General features: G+C 73.3%; 11 protein-coding genes. All 11 read left to right on the top strand.

Annotation, left to right across the window (positions count from 1 at the left end):
• Positions 1–23: 23 nt before the first annotated feature.
• The 11 genes from ACWCHM_RS08835 to ACWCHM_RS08785 all read left to right on the top strand — a co-directional run bounded on the left by ACWCHM_RS08835 (position 24) and on the right by ACWCHM_RS08785 (position 15,439).
• A complete protein-coding gene (locus ACWCHM_RS08835) occupies positions 24–4,934 on the top strand; it encodes a beta-ketoacyl synthase N-terminal-like domain-containing protein (protein WP_454222026.1) in 4,911 nt (1,636 codons plus the stop codon).
• 59 nt (positions 4,935–4,993) lie between these two features.
• Entirely contained in the window at positions 4,994–5,302 is a 309-nt protein-coding gene (locus ACWCHM_RS08830) for an acyl carrier protein (RefSeq protein WP_088647663.1), read from the top strand.
• 2 nt (positions 5,303–5,304) lie between these two features.
• Positions 5,305–6,129, top strand: a complete 825-nt coding sequence (locus tag ACWCHM_RS08825) for an alpha/beta fold hydrolase (RefSeq protein ID WP_239486494.1) — start codon at positions 5,305–5,307, stop codon at positions 6,127–6,129.
• Between the two features lie 26 nt (positions 6,130–6,155).
• Positions 6,156–7,118, top strand: a complete 963-nt coding sequence (locus tag ACWCHM_RS08820) for a sulfotransferase domain-containing protein (protein ID WP_204961990.1) — start codon at positions 6,156–6,158, stop codon at positions 7,116–7,118.
• Between the two features lie 89 nt (positions 7,119–7,207).
• Positions 7,208–9,037 (top strand): hypothetical protein, encoded by a 1,830-nt coding sequence (locus tag ACWCHM_RS08815; protein WP_454223044.1) that lies wholly within the window; start codon positions 7,208–7,210, stop codon positions 9,035–9,037.
• 163 nt (positions 9,038–9,200) lie between these two features.
• Positions 9,201–10,259, top strand: a complete 1,059-nt coding sequence (locus ACWCHM_RS08810; RefSeq protein WP_239486487.1) for an extracellular catalytic domain type 1 short-chain-length polyhydroxyalkanoate depolymerase — start codon at positions 9,201–9,203, stop codon at positions 10,257–10,259.
• A gap of 56 nt (positions 10,260–10,315) precedes the next feature.
• Positions 10,316–11,485, top strand: coding sequence for an ABC transporter ATP-binding protein (locus ACWCHM_RS08805; RefSeq protein ID WP_281896610.1), 1,170 nt, complete (start codon positions 10,316–10,318; stop codon positions 11,483–11,485).
• Positions 11,482–12,309: an ABC transporter permease gene (locus tag ACWCHM_RS08800; RefSeq protein WP_454222025.1), complete on the top strand. Its 828-nt coding sequence runs from the start codon at positions 11,482–11,484 to the stop codon at positions 12,307–12,309. The genes ACWCHM_RS08805 and ACWCHM_RS08800 overlap by 4 nt, the downstream gene beginning before the upstream one ends.
• A 48-nt stretch (positions 12,310–12,357) precedes the next feature.
• On the top strand, positions 12,358–13,224 hold the full coding sequence (locus tag ACWCHM_RS08795; protein ID WP_454222024.1) for a 3'(2'),5'-bisphosphate nucleotidase CysQ: 867 nt from the start codon (positions 12,358–12,360) through the stop codon (positions 13,222–13,224).
• Positions 13,221–14,135: a sulfate adenylyltransferase subunit CysD gene (gene cysD, locus ACWCHM_RS08790; RefSeq protein WP_281896606.1), complete on the top strand. Its 915-nt coding sequence runs from the start codon at positions 13,221–13,223 to the stop codon at positions 14,133–14,135. Before ACWCHM_RS08795 ends, cysD begins: the two co-directional genes overlap by 4 nt.
• Positions 14,135–15,439 carry a sulfate adenylyltransferase subunit 1 gene (locus ACWCHM_RS08785; RefSeq protein WP_454222023.1) on the top strand — a complete coding sequence of 435 codons (1,305 nt, stop codon included), beginning with the start codon at positions 14,135–14,137 and terminating at the stop codon, positions 15,437–15,439. The genes cysD and ACWCHM_RS08785 overlap by 1 nt, the downstream gene beginning before the upstream one ends.
• Positions 15,440–15,466: the final 27 nt, after the last annotated feature.

The raw sequence follows: 15,466 nt of genomic DNA, 5'->3' as shown, positions 1-15,466 counted from the left end.
CGCCCCACCCGTCGGAGGAACCGATGAACAACGGCGCCGCTGCGCCCGGCCAGATCGCGATCGTGGGGATGGCCGCCCTGATGCCCTCCGCCGGTGACCTGGAGAGCTACTGGCGCAACCTGATCGGCGGGGTCGACGCGATCACCGACGTCCCCGCGCACCGCTGGGACGAGGAGTTCTACGACCCGGAGCAGTCCCACCGGGCCGACCGGATGTACTGCCGGCGTGGCGGGTTCGTCGACGAGTTCGCCACCTTCGAGCCGCTGCGGTTCGGGGTGATGCCCGCCTCGGTGGGCGACATCGAGCCGGACCAGCTGATCACGCTGGAGGTGGCCGCCGCGGCGATCGACGATGCGGGCGGCGGGGACCGGCTCCCGGCCCGCGACCGGATCGGCGTCATCCTCGGCCGGGGCGGCATCCTCAGCCCCGCCCAGGCCCGCTACGCCCAGCGGGTGCGGATGTCCAGCCAGGTGGTCAGCATCCTGCGGGAGCTGATCCCCGACGTCGACCCGGCCCGGTTGGAGCTGCTGCGCAAGAAGTTCGACGAGCGGCTCGGGCCGTACCAGCCGGAGGGGACGATCGGCCTGGTGCCCAACCTGGCCGCCTCCCGGGTGGCCAACCGGCTCGACCTGCGCGGCCCGGCGTACACCATCGACGCCGCCTGCGCCTCGTCGCTGATCGCCGTGGACCAGGGCATCACCGAGCTGCTCAACGGCCGGTTGGACGCGGTGCTCGCCGGTGGCGTGCACCACGTGCACGACATCAGCTTCTGGTCGGTGTTCAACCAGCTCCGGGCGCTGTCGCGGCGGGGCGAGATCCGGCCGTTCGACGCCGCCGCCGACGGGCTGCTGATCGGCGAGGGCACCGGCGTGGTGGTGCTCAAGCGGTACGCCGACGCGGTGCGCGACGGCGACCGGGTGTACGCGGTGATCCGCGGCAGCGGGGTGTCCAGCGACGGCAAGTCGGCGAGCATGTTCAACCCGGCCGTCTCCGGCCAGGTGCTGGCGATCCGGCGGGCCTGGGAGTCCGCCGGGCTCGACCCGACCGCCCCGGACGCGCTGGGGCTGCTGGAGGCGCACGGCACCGGCACCCCGACCGGGGACGCCGCCGAGCTGACCACGGTGGCGCAGGTGTTCGGCCCGTACACCGGCGGGCCGCGCCCGGTGATCGGCTCGGTGAAGTCGATGATCGGGCACACCATGCCGGCCGCCGGGGTGGCCGGTCTGATCAAGGCGGCGCTCGCGGTGCACCGGGGGGTGCTCCCGCCCACCCTGCACTGTGAGACGCCGCGCAAGGAGATGGCCGCGACCCGGTTCGCGCCGATCGACACCGCCCGCCCGTGGGAGAGCGACGGCCCGCGCCGGGCCGGGGTCAACGCGTTCGGGTTCGGCGGGATCAACGCCCACCTGATCATCGAGCAGGCCCCGGTGTCGGTGGGTGAGCCGGTGGTGGGGTTGACCGCCCCGGCCGCCGGCCGGGCCGTGGTCGACGAGCCGGACCAGGTGCTCTGGCTGGCCGCGTCGGACCCGGCCGGGCTCGCCGAGCTGCTGGACCGCGACGACCAGGAGGTACGCCGCATCGGCGTCGAGCTGGCCGCCCGCTCCGGCGGGGAGGCTCCGCCGCAGACCCGGCTGGGCATCGTCAACCCGACGGACAAGCTGCTCGCGGTGGCCCGCAAGACGGTGGCCCGGGGGCAGGCGTGGCGGGGCGGGCGGGACATCTGGTTCAGCCCGCAGCCGCTGCTCGGCGCGGGGGCCGGCAAGCTCGCCTTCGTCTTCCCCGGGCTGGAGGCGGAGTTCGCCCCCCGCACCGCCGACCTGGCCGCCCACTTCGGGCTGCCGGACCGCGAGTGGTCCGCCGCCGACCTGGGCCGGCACGGTGCCGGCCTGATCGAGGTGGGCAAGCTGCTCGACACGGCGCTGGCCCGGATCAAGGTACGACCCGACGCGGTCGCCGGGCACAGCATCGGCGAGTGGACCGCCGCCGCGGTCAGCGGCCAGATCAGCACCGCCGCGATGGACGAGTTCCTCGACCTGTTCAACGCCGACTCGGTGGAGGTCTCCGGGTACGTCTTCGCGGCCGTCGGGGCCGGCGCGGACCGGGTCGCCCCGCTGCTCGGCGACTTTCCGGGGGTGGTCCTGTCACACGACAACGCCCCGGCGCAGTCGGTGGTCAATGGCCCGGAGCCGCAGGTCGACCGGCTCGTCGAGGCGCTGCGTACCCGCAACATCCTGTGCCAGAAGCTGCCGTTCCGGTCGGCGTTCCACACCCCCGCCTTCGCCGAAGGGCTCACCTCGATCGGTGCCGCCCTGGGCCGCTGGGAGGTGCACCCGACCCGGATGCCGGTGTGGTCGGCGACCCTGCACGCGCCGTTCCCCGCCGACGAGGAGCAGGTCAACCGGATCTTCGTGCGGCACATGATGGAGCCGGTCTGGTTCCGGCAGACCGTCGAGGCCATGTACGCCGCCGGGTTCCGGGTGTTCCTCCAGGTCGGCGCGGGGCAGCTCGCCTCGCTGATCGGGGACAACCTGCGCGGACGCGAGCACCTGGCGATGCCGGTGAACACCGCGCACCGCAGCGGGTTGAACCAGTTGCGCCGGGTCGCCACCGCCCTGTGGGTGGAGGGGGCGGCACCGGACCTGGGCGCGCTGTCCACGCCGGCCACCGCCGCACCGGCGGCCCCGACCGGCCGTACCCCGGCCACGGGTGGTGTCGACGGCGCGGCGAAGGCCGGCGTCCGCAAGGGCCCCCGGTTGAAGCTCGACCTCGGTGGACCGCTGGTCCGCCTCGGCGCGGACGCCGCCGGCCTGCTCGGGGTCACCGTGTCCGACGGCTCGGTGGCCACGCCGGGTGCCGGCGACGGCGTCACCCGGCCGGTCGTCGCCGGGCCCGGCCGGCCCGGGTCGACGCCGGTCGCGGCAGCGCCCCCGGTGACCCGGGCGGCGACCGTGCCGACGCCCGCCGCCGGGCCGACCGGCGTGCCGGCCACGACGCCACCGGCCGCAGCGCCATCGGCTGCCACGCCACCGGCCGCTGCGTCGGTGCCGGCCGCACGGGCGGCCGGGCAGCCCGGCGTGGCGAAGCCCGCCGCCGCGCCGTCCGGCGACCCGGCGGCCGCGCTGGACGCGCTGCACCGGCTCGCCGGCGGCTCCAGCGCGGCGGCCGAACTCGCCGCCCTGCTGAAGGAGAACACCCGGGGCACGGCCACCGCCGGCACCACGACCCCGGCCCGGCCCGCCACGCCGGCCGCCCCCGTCAGGGCGGCAGCCCCCACCGCTCCGTTGGCGAAGCCGACCGTCACCCCGGCGGCGACGCCGCCCACGGCGGCCCGCCCGACCGGCGCGGCCGGTACGGAGGTCGGCCGGATCACCAGGCGGATCTCCCTGGACACCATGCCGTACCTGCTGGACCACTGCTTCTTCGTGCAGCCCGACGACTGGCCGGACCCGGAGGACCGGTGGCCGGTGGTGCCGGCGACCGCCCTGGTCGCGCACATGATGGAGGCGGTGGAGCAGCTCGTGCCCGGCGTCCCGGTGGTGGCGGTGCACGACGCGAAGTTCAACAAATGGCTGATCGCCGAACCGGCCACCGACGTGGAGATCGTGGTCCGCACCGCCGGGGAGAACCGGTACGCGGTCGCCTTCGCCGGGTACGCCCGGGCGACGATCGAGGTCGGCCCGGCGTACCCGCCGCCGCCGCCGGTCTGGACCCACGACCCGGCCACCGAACGCCCGCCGACCCTCGGCGCCGCCGAGATGTACGCGGAGCGGCTGATGTTCCACGGCCCGCAGTTCCAGGGCGTGACCGAGGTGCACGCGCTCGGCGACATGCACGTACGGGGCATCGTCACCGCGCCGGTGCCACCGGGGGCACTGCTGGACAACGCCCTGCAGCTCATCGGCAACTGGCTGATCACCACCCAGCCGTTCCGCACCGTCGCGTTGCCCGTGGGGCTCGGCCAGGTGCGGTTCTACGGTCCGCCGCCGCCGGCCGGCCGGGCGTTCGAGTGCGTCGCCCGGGTCCGCGCCATCGACGACGGGAAACTCGTCGCCGACACCCAGCTCAGCTACCAGGGGCGGGTGTGGTCGGAGATCGAGGGCGCGACGGACCGCCGGTTCGACAGCCACCCGCAGGCCCGGGTGGCGGAGCGGTTCCCCGAGCGGCACCCGATGTCGCTGTTGCAGCCCGAGGGCTGGACGATGGCGTTCGACTGCTGGACCGACCTGGTCACCCGGGGCATGGCCGCCCGGGGCATCCTCGGCGGGGCCGCCTACGCCGACTACGAGCGGCAGCCGGCCAAGACCCGCAAGCAGTGGATGCTGGGCCGGATCGCCGCCAAGGACGCGGTGCGGGCCCGGCTGTGGGAGGACGGCCACACCGACATCTACCCGATCGAACTGACCGTCGGCAACGACCCGAACGGCCGGCCGTGGGTACGCGGACGGCCCGGCCGGGGGCTCGGCGACTGCGACGTCTCCCTGGCGCACTGCGCCGAGATCGGGGTGGCGATCGCCAGGCGCCGGGCACCCGACGCGGTGCCCGGGGGACCCGGGGTGGGCATCGACGTCGCGGAGGTCACCGACCACCCGGAGAGCACCCTCACCTTCGCCCTCACCCCGGCCGAGTTGACCCTGCTGGCCTCGCTGGCCGGCGGGGACGTCGAGGCCCGACGGTTGTGGTTCACCCGGTTCTGGGCCGCCAAGGAGGCGGTCGCCAAGGCCGAGGGCACCGGACTGGACGGCTCGCCGCGCCGGTTCCGGGTCTACTCGGCCACCGACTCGGGGCTGACCGTGGAGATCGGCGGTCGGGCGTACCGGGTCGGCCACCGCGACGTCGCCAACCCCGAGGACCTGCCGCCGCGCCGGTACGTCGTCGCCTGGACCTGGGGGCCGGAGCCCGCGCCCGCCACCCCGCCCGGAGTGTCCCGGCCGTGAGCCGGCACCCGGCACGCAGCACCGCCCAACCCATCCGATCAGCAGAAGGAGCAACGCCCATGGCCTCGGCCCAGGACACCATCCTCGCCGACCTCACCGAGATGATCGACGCCGTGCTGGGCGACTTCGCGGACGACCAGGTGGTCACCATGGACACCACGTTCTCCGAGGACCTGGGCATGGAGAGCATCGACGTCATCGCGCTCGCCGGCCGGCTCCAGACCCGCTACGGCGACACGGTCAACTTCGCCCACTTCGTCGCCAAGCTGGATCTGGACACCGTCCGGGAACTCAAGGTCGGGCAGCTCGTGAACCACATCGCCGAGTCGCTGGCGCAGGCCGACGAGGTCGGGGCGGGCAGCCGGTGACCATGGTCCGGGCGAACGGGATCACGCTGCACACGCAGCGGCTCGATCCCCCCGGTCCGGCCGTCGACGGCCGGACCGGGCCGACGCCGACCGCCGTGCTGATCCACGGGATGGCGTCGGACACCATGGCGAGCTGGTACTTCACCCTGGCCGAGCCGCTGTCCCGGGCCGGTTTCCCGACCGTGCTGTACGACCTGCGCGGTCACGGGCGCAGCGACCGTCCCGCCACCGGGTACGCCCTGGACGACTTCGTCGACGACCTGACGGCTCTGCTGGCCGCCCTGGACGTCACCGGCCCGCTGCTGTTGCTGGGCAACTCGTTCGGCGGCACCATCGCCTTCGGGTACGCCGCCCGGCACCCGGAGCGGGTGGCCGGCATCGTGACTGTCGAGTCGGCGCCGCCGATCCCGCAGTGGATGCGTCGGGTCCGCGAGCGGCTCGCCCGTGTCGCCGCCCGGCTGCCCCGCGAGGGGGCGGTGACCGAGATCGGGGTGCGGCGGGGTCGGGTCGCCGCGCAACGCGCCGCCGAGACGCACCGGATGCTCTCCGACACCACGCTGGAGCAGGAACTGCCGGCGAGTCCGCTGCCGCCCGCCGAGGCGTTGGCCGCGATCGGCTGCCCGGTGCTCTGCCTCTACGGCGGTGACTCGGCGGTGGTGGAGCTGGCCCCGGAGGTCCGCGCCCTGCTGCCGCAGACCCGGGTCGAGGTGCTGCCCGACCAGCGGCACACGGTGCTGATCGACCAACCGCAGGAGGTCCGCCGGCTGGTCTTCGCCTGGCTCGCCGAGTCCTGCTCGCTCGACGTGACCCAATCCACCACCGCATGACGACGCGACATCCAGGAGGTCTTCCGATGGACACCCCGATCACCGGCCGGTCGATCATCATCAGCAACGGCCGGTGCGGTTCCACGCTGTTGTCCGACCTGATCCACGAGGAGCCGGGCACGCTGTCGGCCCAGGAGTTCTTCATGTCGGTGGCGCCGTGGGCCCGCAGCGCCGAGGTGATCAGTGGTGCCGAGTACTGGGAGGTGTTGTCCAGTCCCAAGGCGGAGCTGGCCACCCTGTTCCGGATCGGCCTGCCGCCGAAGGAGGTCCGCTACCCGGCGACGGGCCGCTGGAGCGACCGGCTGACCGAGCTGCCCCGGATCCTGGCGATCACCCTGTCGAAGCTCACCACCGATCCGGACGCGCTGTTCGACCAGCTCGCCGCGCGGGTGCCGCAGTTCCCCGACCAGGCCGTGACCCAGCACCACCGCGACTTCCTGGACCTGCTCGCCGTGCTGACCGGCAAGACCCGGTGGGTGGAGCGGTCGGGCGGCTCCAGCCACGTGGCGCCCTACCTGCTGCGGGGCTTTCCGGACTGCAAGTTCGTCTACCTGACCCGCAGCTGGGAGGACACCGCCCGGTCGATGAGCCGGCACTCGTCGTTCCAGCTGCTGCAACTGCGGGTGGAGTTCCTCGGCAAGTGCGGCCTGGACCCGTTCCGGATCGAGGACGACCAGGCGGTGCCGGAGGACCTCAAGCCGTACCTGCCGGACCGGCTGACCCCCGACGCGCTGCGCGAGCGGGGTGCGGACCTGCGCCGCTACCTCGGGTTGTGCGCGTTCATGAGCAGCCAGGCCGACCAGGCGCTGCGTGACGTGCCCCCGGATCACCTGCTGCGGATGTCCTACGAGGACCTGGTCGCCGACCCGGTGGCCGAGCTGACCGGCCTCGGCCGGTTCCTGGACTTCCCCGACCCGTCCGGGTGGGCCGAGCGGACGGCGTCGCGGGTCGTCGCCCCGGCCTCCCGGAAGTTGCCGGCCGCCGTCTGAGCGGCCCCTGTGTGTCCCTGCCCGCCCCGGGTCCGCCTCCGTCGGGCCCGGGGGCGGGTGTCCGCCTTCCTTCGAAAGAGAGACTGTTGGTGAATCCACTCCGGTTCTCCGCACGGCGGTTGTCGACCGCCGTCGCCGTACTCGGACTCGGGTCGGTGTTGGCGGTACCCTCGGCGGCGCTCGGCGCGCCACTCGACGCCGCCGACCCCGGCAGCGCGGCCAGCGTGGCCGGCGCGCAGCAGGCCAGCCCGCAACTGCTCGCCAAGGCCCAGCCGGACGAGTGCTTCGCCGGGATCGGCCTGCCGTATCCGGCCGGCCCGCCGTGCGCCACCGGCCAGGCCAAGGTCAACCAGGCGTACCTGTGGGGGATGACCCGGGCCGGCAAGACGCTGTGGTTCGGCACCGGAGCGAACGTCAACTGCCTGACCAGCGGACGGGCCCTGCGCAACACCACGCCGACGGTCAACGACGACTGGGCCTGCGAGTACGGCGAGAGCCAGGTGGCCAAGCGCAATCCGCAGCTGCCCCCCATCCTCGGCGACCACCGGCAGCCGCGGCTGTACACCTACGACACCCGCGCCAACCGGCTGACCGAGAAGACCGACCTGGTGAAGGCGGCCTCCACCGACGACGCGAACCGGTTGCAGACCACGGCGGGCATCCGGGCGGCGGGCAACTTCAACGGGGTGGCCCTGCTGGGCGGCCCGGCGCTGGGCACCAGCGTCAACCTGTTCGCCTTCGACACCGACACCGGCGCGTTCCTGGGTTCCCGCAACTTCCCGATGTACGGCAACATCAGGCACTTCACGGTGGCCGGTGAGGCGCTGTACGCCGGGGTGGGCGTCGGGGCCAACGGCGGTGAGCGCGGCAACGTGCTGCGCTGGACGGGGAGCAAGTCCGACCCGTTCGCGTTCACGGTGGTGGCGAACCTGCCGGCGCAGGCCGCCGACCTCACCGTCCACCAGGGGCGCTTGTTCGTGACCACCTGGCCGGGCTCGGACGCCGAGCTGGCCGGACCGACCGCCGGTGCCGCCGCGCCGACCACGAGCATCGCCGCGGTGTGGATGAGCCCGCTGCTGGCGTCAGGGGCCCCGGGGCTGAACCCGGAGGACGCCGACGGCTGGCAGCAGGTGTGGAGCGCGTCGTCCTACGAGCCGGACCCGGTGGTCGCCCGCGCCTACGCCCTGGGTGGTCTGGCCTCCTACGGCGGGTTCCTCTACTGGGGCACGATGCACGTGCCGATGAAGGCGACCACCCTGCACATGACCACGTACCCGCCGGCGGACGACGCGGCGGCCCAGGCCACCATCCAGAACACCCAGCGGTCGATCAGCATCTACCGGGGCCGTAACTTCGGTTCCCACTTCGAGAAGGTCGAGCTGCTGTACGGCGCGACCGAGCTGCCGGCGTACGACCCGGCGGCCAACGGCGGGGCCGGGGCGTGGGCGTTGCAGTCGACGCACCAGACGCCGAAGTTCGGGCCGCCCGGGTTCGGCAACCCGTACAACAACTACACCTGGAAGATGGTGGTGGCCGGCGGGAAGCTGTACGTCGGCACGATGGACTGGAGTTACCTGGCCAAGGAGCTGGGCGACGAGACCGCCGCCGAGCTGGGTCTGTCGCCGGATCTGGCCGACGACCTGGCCCGCGCGCCGATGGACGCGGCCGGGATGCGCGCGGGCGCCCTGCCGGAGGCGGTCTACGGCGGTGACCTGTACGCCTTCTCGTCGCCGACGAAGCCGGCGACGACGGTGGACAACACCGGGTTGGGCAACTACCTGAACTACGGCATCCGCAACATGGTCGCCGACGGTCCGACCCTGTACCTGGGCATGGCGAACCCGATGAACCTGCGGACCGACCCGACGGACGACGTGCCCGAGGGTGGTTGGGAGCTGATCCGGCTGCGGGGCTACTGAGCGCGCGGGGACGTCGGCCCGGCGACAGCGTCGTCGCCGGGCCGACGGACCCGGCCTGCCCTGCCCCGCCCCGCCCCGGCACTGACGGTTCCGGGTGCCCCTTGCCGAATCCTCGCGCGTCCCTGACGTTGCTCGAACATTCCCGGGCGAAAGTATTGATATGATGCATTTTACTGTTTTTCGCCCTGAAGTCGGGCGGCACCGCACCGGCCGGTCCACCGCCCGGCTCGCGGGAACGCTCGCCCTGCTGCTCGCCCTGACCGCCCCGGCCGGGTGCAGTCCCCGCCGTGACCAGAGCGGCTCCCCCACCGGCCCGGCGGCCAGCGCACCGTCCGGCGCGGCGGGACCGGCGTCGGACGTGCCCGTCGGCAGCTCCACGCACACCCTCACCGTGGACGGGCGGGAACGCAGCTACCGGCTCTACCGGCCGGCCTCGGCCGACCTGAGCAAGCGGGTCCCGCTGGTGGTGATGCTGCACGGCGCGGCCGGCACCGGCGAGCAGGCCGAGCAGGCGTACGGCTGGACCGGCCAGGCCGACCGGGACGGGTTCCTGGTGCTCTTCCCGGACGGGCTGAACCGGGCCTGGGCGATCGGTCCACAGTGCTGCGGGGCCCCCGCCCGCGACGGTGTCGACGACGTCGGGTTCATCACCGAACTGGTCGCCACCGTCGGTCGGGAGCTGCCGGTCGACCCGGCCCGCCGGTACGTCACCGGGATCTCCAACGGTGGGCTGCTGGCGTACAAGCTGGTCTGCGACACCACCACCTTCGCCGCGATCGGGGCGGTGGCGAGCACGCTGACCGGGCAGTGCACCGACCCGAAACCGGTGTCGGTGCTGCACATCCACGGCCAGCAGGACCAGACCATGCCGTACGGCGGCGGGCCCGGCCGGCGCGACAACGGCGGCACCGGACGTAACCCGGTGAAGATCGACGGCCCGCCCACCCCCGAGCTCGCCGCCCGGTGGCGCAGCATCGACTCCTGCGGCGCGCCGAAGGTGACCACCGACGGGCCGGTCACCAGGTCCACCGCGAGCTGCCCCCAGGGCCGCGCCGTCGAGCTGATCACCGTCGCCGGCGCGGGACACCAGTGGCCCGGCGGCCGACCCAACCCGCCCCGGGCGGAGAAGCTGCTCGACCTCGATCCCCCCTCCACCGCACTGAACGCCACCGACACCATCTGGCGGTTCTTCGCCGCGCACCCCCAGCCTTCCGGCGGCTGACGGCACCGCCGCCGGCCCCGGCGGCACCCGCGCACCCCCTCAGGACAGGAGTTGAGATGCCCAGCAGAGACGGGCCGGCCGTGGTCGAGGTCGACGACCTCGTCAAGCGCTACCCCCGCGCCGACACCAACGCGGTCGACGGACTGTCGTTCACCGTCGCGCCGGGCGAGATCTTCGGGCTGTTCGGGCCGAACGGGGCCGGCAAGTCCACCACCGTCGGCATCCTGACCACCCGGCTGCGGGCCACCGGGGGCCGGGCCGTGGTCTGCGGGGTCGACGTGGGCCGGGACCCGGCCGCCGCCCGCGCCCACCTGGCCGTGGTGCCCCAGCACAACAACCTGGACCGGGCGCTGACCCCCCGGCAGAACCTCGTCTACCACGCCACCTACCACGGGGTACGGCGACGGGAGGCGCAGGCCCGCGCGGCGGAGCTGCTGGAGCGCTTCGGCCTCACCGAGCGGGCCGACCGGCGGATCGAGGCGTACTCGGGGGGCATGGCGCAGCGGTTGATGATCGCCCGCGCGTTGACCCACGAGCCGGCGGTGCTCTTCCTCGACGAGCCGACCAACGCCCTCGACCCGCAGACCCGGCTGCTGATCTGGGGGCAGCTCCGCGAGCTGCGCCAGCGGGGGGTGGCGATCGTGCTGACCACCCACGCGATGAACGAGGCGGCCCGGGTGGTCGACCGGGTCGGCATCGTCGACCACGGCCGGCTGCTCACCCTGGACACCCCGACCGCCCTGGTCCGGGGTCTCGCCGGGGACGCGCTGCTCGACCTCACGGTCACCCCGGCCGGCGGGGACGACCCGGACGCGCTCTGCGCCGCGCTGGGCGAGCTGCCCGGCGTACGCAAGGCGGAGCGGGTGGCGACGCCCACCGTGCCGGCCGGTGGGCGGCCGGGCCTCGGTGGGGCCGGGCTGGCCGGGGTCGGGGCGGGCGGCGCCGGGATGCTCGCCGCGCTCGCCGCCGGCGGGGGGCCGCCCGGTGCCGGCCGGCTGGCCGCCCTGGCCGGGGCGGGCCTGCTCGGGCGCGGCGGCGGGGCGGCCGGCAACGGTGGTCGCGGTCGGCTGCGCATCCGCCTGCACCTGGCCGGCGATCCCGCGACGCTGCTCGGCCCGGCGGTGACCGTGCTCGCCGCCCGCTCGGCGGCGGTCAACGCCGTCGACGTCGGCGAACCCAGCCTGGAGGACGTCTTCATCGAACTCACCGGAAGGCAACCGAGGTGACCGCTCTCGACACCCCGACCCCGCTGCGCCCGACGGCCGCGCCACGCCCCCGTCCCGGGACCGGGCGGGTGTTCGCCGCGGTGCTGCGCCGCGACCTGATGGTCACCGGCCGGGAACTCTGGGTCATCCTGGTCCAGGTCGGGCTGACACCGCTGTTCATGCTGTTCGTGTTCGACACCGTGCTGGGCAGCCAGGGCCTCGTCGGGCGGGGCTTCGCCGACGTGTTCCTGCCCGGCATCATCGCGCTGGCCGCCCTCACCACCGCGTTGCAGAGCGTGGCCCTGCCGCTGGTGAAGGAGTTCGGCTTCACCATGGAGATCGAGGACCGGCTGATGGCGCCCCTGCCGACCGGGTACGTGGCGATCGGCAAGCTGGTGATCGCCACCATCCGGGGGCTGCTCGCGGCCGTGCTGATCTATCCGCTCGGCGCGCTGATGGTCGGTTCTGCGCCGTGGCGGCCGGCGGGGCTGCCGCTGGCGTTCGTGGTGGCGCTGCTCGGGGCGTGGATCGGCGGGGCGATCGGGATGAGCCTGGCCACCACCCTGCCGGTGCAGCGGATCAACGTGACCTTCTCGGTGATCCTCACCCCGATCATCTGGACCGGCTGCATCCACTACCCGTGGCCCCGGCTGTCGTCGGTGCCCTGGTACCAGGTGATCACCGCGCTCAACCCGATGACCTACGTCTCCGAGGGGGTACGCGGGGCGTTGCTGCCCGACGTGCCGCACCTGTCGGCGTGGGTGTGCCTGACCGTGCTGACCGGGGTGGCCGTCGTCCTGACCTGGGTCAGCGTCCGCTGCTTCACGCGCCGGGCCGTCCAGTGACCACCCGCACCCGCACCGCCCGCGTATCCGAGAGGTCGAGGAGTTGCCATGGTTGACCCCACCATCGCCGAATCCGACGTGGCGCTGGCCCGCCGGCTCGCCGCCCACGCCGGTGAACTGCTGCTACGGGTACGCGCCGACCACGGTCACGCCGATCCCGCCGCGCTGAAGGCCGCCGGCGACCGGGCCGCCCACGACTTCCTGCGGGCCGAGCTGGCCCGGTGCCGGCCGGCCGACGCGGTGCTCTCCGAGGAGGACGACGGTTCCCGGTTGGTGGACACCGACGAGGGCGTGTCCCGGCGGACCGCCGACCGGGTGTGGATCGTGGACCCGTTGGACGGCACCCGGGAGTTCTCCGAGCAGGGGCGCGCCGACTGGGCGGTGCACGTGGCGCTCTGGGCCCGCGACGCGGCGACCCCGCACGGCCTGGTCGCCGGTGCGGTCGGGTTGCCGGCGCAGAGCCGGGTGCTGAGCACCGACGACCCCACCGCCCCACCGGTCGCGCCGTCCCCGCCCGACGGGGTGATCCGGCTGGCGGCCAGCCGCAGCCGTCCCCCCGCCTTCCTGGCCGCGCTGGCCGACGAGGTCGGCGCGGAACTGGTGCCGATGGGTTCGGCGGGGGCGAAGATCGCGGCGGTGGTGACCGGTGACGTGGACGCCTACATCCACGCGGGCGGCCAGTACGAGTGGGACTCCGCCGCACCGGTGGCGGTGGCCACCGCCGCCGGCTTCCACGCCTCGCGCATCGACGGCTCCGCGCTGACCTACAACGAGGCCGACCCCCGGCTGCCGGACCTGCTGGTCTGTCGCGGTGAGCTGGCCGCGCCGCTGCTCGCCGCGCTGCGGCGGCAACTGGCCGGCACGGCGGCCACCTCCGGTTCCCCCGTCCCCCACCCCGGAAAGGACCCGCGATGAGCAGCGGATCGGCTGCGTACCAGGTCTCCCAGCTCGACGAGTTGGAGGCGGAGAGCATCTTCGTGATGCGTGAGGTGGTCGCCGAGATGGAGCGGCCGGTGCTGCTCTTCTCCGGTGGCAAGGACTCGATCGTGATGTTGCGGCTGGCGCAGAAGGCGTTCGCCCCGGCCGGCATCCCGTTCCCGGTGATGCACGTCGACACCGGGCACAACTTCCCCGAGGTGCTCGACTACCGCGACCAGCGGGTGACCGAGCTGAACCTGCACCTGATCGTGGCGAGCGTGCCGGAGGCGCTGACCCGGGGCCTGGTCCGTGAGTCGGGTGACGGGATGCGCAACCGGATCCAGACGCCGGTGTTGTTGGACGCGGTGGAGAAGCACCGGTTCGACGCGTTGTTCGGTGGGGCGCGGCGGGACGAGGAGAAGGCGCGGGCGAAGGAGCGGGTGTTCTCGTTCCGGGACGAGTTCGGGCAGTGGGATCCGAAGAACCAGCGGCCGGAGTTGTGGTCGTTGTACAACGGTCGGCATCATCCGGGTGAGTCGATCCGGGTGTTCCCGTTGTCGAACTGGACCGAGTTGGACATCTGGCACTACATCGCCCGGGAGCGGGTGCCGTTGCCGTCGATCTACTACGCGCACGACCGCGAGGTGATCGAACGCGACGGCATGCTCTACGCCGTCAACGAGTTCTTCACCCCCCGCGCGGGCGAGGAACCCTTCACCGCCAGGGTGCGCTACCGCACCGTCGGCGACGCCTCGTGCACCGCCGCCGTCCGCTCCGACGCGGACACGGTGGAGAAGGTGATCGACGAGGTCGCGTCGACCCGGATCACCGAGCGGGGTGCCACCCGGGGCGATGACCGGGTCAGCGAGGCCGCCATGGAGGACCGCAAGCGGGAGGGCTACTTCTGATGAGCACCGAGATGCTGGCGCCGGCCGATTCCCCGGCCGAGGCCCGACCGATGGACCTGTTGCGGTTCGCCACGGCAGGCAGTGTGGACGACGGGAAGTCGACCCTGATCGGGCGGCTGCTGTACGACACGAAGTCGTTGTTCACCGACCAGTTGGCCGCGGTGGAGGCGGTCAGCGCGGCCCGGGGCGACGAGTACACCAACCTGGCGTTGCTCACCGACGGCCTGCGGGCCGAGCGGGAGCAGGGCATCACCATCGACGTGGCGTACCGCTACTTCGCCACCCCCCGGCGGAAGTTCATCATCGCCGACACCCCCGGGCACACCCAGTACACCCGCAACATGGTCACCGGCGCGTCCACCGCCGACCTCACCCTGGTCCTGGTGGACGCCCGCAAGGGGCTGGTGGAGCAGTCGCGGCGGCACGCGTTCCTGTGCTCGCTGCTGCGGGTGCCGCACCTGGTGCTGTGCGTCAACAAGATGGACCTGGTCGACTTCTCCCAGGAGGTCTTCGAACGCATCGCCGACGAGTTCACCGCCTTCGCCGCCAAGCTCGACGTGCCCGACCTCGCGGTGATCCCGGTGTCGGCGCTGCAGGGTGACAACATCGCCGCCCGGTCGGAGAACATGCCGTGGTACGAGGGGCCGTCGCTGCTACACCACCTGGAGCACGTGCACATCGCCTCGGACCGCAACCTGGTCGACGTCCGGTTCCCGGTGCAGTACGTGATCCGCCCCCAGTCGACCACCGTCACCGACTACCGGGGCTACGCCGGGCAGGTCGCCTCCGGGGTGCTCAAGCCCGGCGACGAGGTGATGGTCCTGCCGTCCGGGTTCACCAGCCGGATCGCCGCCATCGACACCGCCGACGGCCCCGTCGACGAGGCGTTCCCCCCGATGTCGGTCACCGTCCGCCTCGACGACGAGATCGACGTCTCCCGGGGCGACATGATCTGCCGGCCGAACAACGCACCGACCGTCTCACAGGACATCGAGGCGATGGTCTGCTGGATGGACGAGACCCGCCCGCTGGAGATCGGCGGCCGGTACGTCGTCAAGCACACCACCCGTTCGGCACGCGCCATCGTCCGCGAGCTGCACTACCGGCTCGACGTCAACACCCTGCACCGGGACGAGACCAGCACCGCGCTCGCGCTCAACGAGATCGGCCGGATCAGACTGCGCACCACCGTGCCGTTGCTGGTGGACGACTACCACCGCAACCGCACCACTGGCGGTTTCGTCATCATCGACGAGACCACCAACCGCACCGTGGGCGCCGGGATGGTCATCCAGCGGGACTGACCCGACGCTCCGCATCGGCCGGCCCGG

The organism is Micromonospora sp. SCSIO 07396 (genome assembly GCF_053667945.1).
The sequence above is the reverse complement of the archived record's forward strand: the minus strand, read 5'-3'. Positions and strand labels throughout refer to the sequence as shown.

Excerpts from the sequence above, each read along its gene's own strand:
- ACWCHM_RS08835 (WP_454222026.1), top strand. The coding sequence starts at position 24 with ATGAACAACGGCGCCGCTGCGCCCGGCCAGATCGCGATCGTGGGGATG.
- ACWCHM_RS08830 (WP_088647663.1), top strand. The coding sequence starts at position 4,994 with ATGGCCTCGGCCCAGGACACCATCCTCGCCGACCTCACCGAGATGATC.
- ACWCHM_RS08825 (WP_239486494.1), top strand. The coding sequence starts at position 5,305 with ATGGTCCGGGCGAACGGGATCACGCTGCACACGCAGCGGCTCGATCCC.
- ACWCHM_RS08820 (WP_204961990.1), top strand. The coding sequence starts at position 6,156 with ATGGACACCCCGATCACCGGCCGGTCGATCATCATCAGCAACGGCCGG.
- ACWCHM_RS08810 (WP_239486487.1), top strand. The coding sequence starts at position 9,201 with ATGCATTTTACTGTTTTTCGCCCTGAAGTCGGGCGGCACCGCACCGGC.
- ACWCHM_RS08805 (WP_281896610.1), top strand. The coding sequence starts at position 10,316 with ATGCCCAGCAGAGACGGGCCGGCCGTGGTCGAGGTCGACGACCTCGTC.
- ACWCHM_RS08795 (WP_454222024.1), top strand. The coding sequence starts at position 12,358 with ATGGTTGACCCCACCATCGCCGAATCCGACGTGGCGCTGGCCCGCCGG.
- cysD (WP_281896606.1), top strand. The coding sequence starts at position 13,221 with ATGAGCAGCGGATCGGCTGCGTACCAGGTCTCCCAGCTCGACGAGTTG.
- ACWCHM_RS08785 (WP_454222023.1), top strand. The coding sequence starts at position 14,135 with ATGAGCACCGAGATGCTGGCGCCGGCCGATTCCCCGGCCGAGGCCCGA.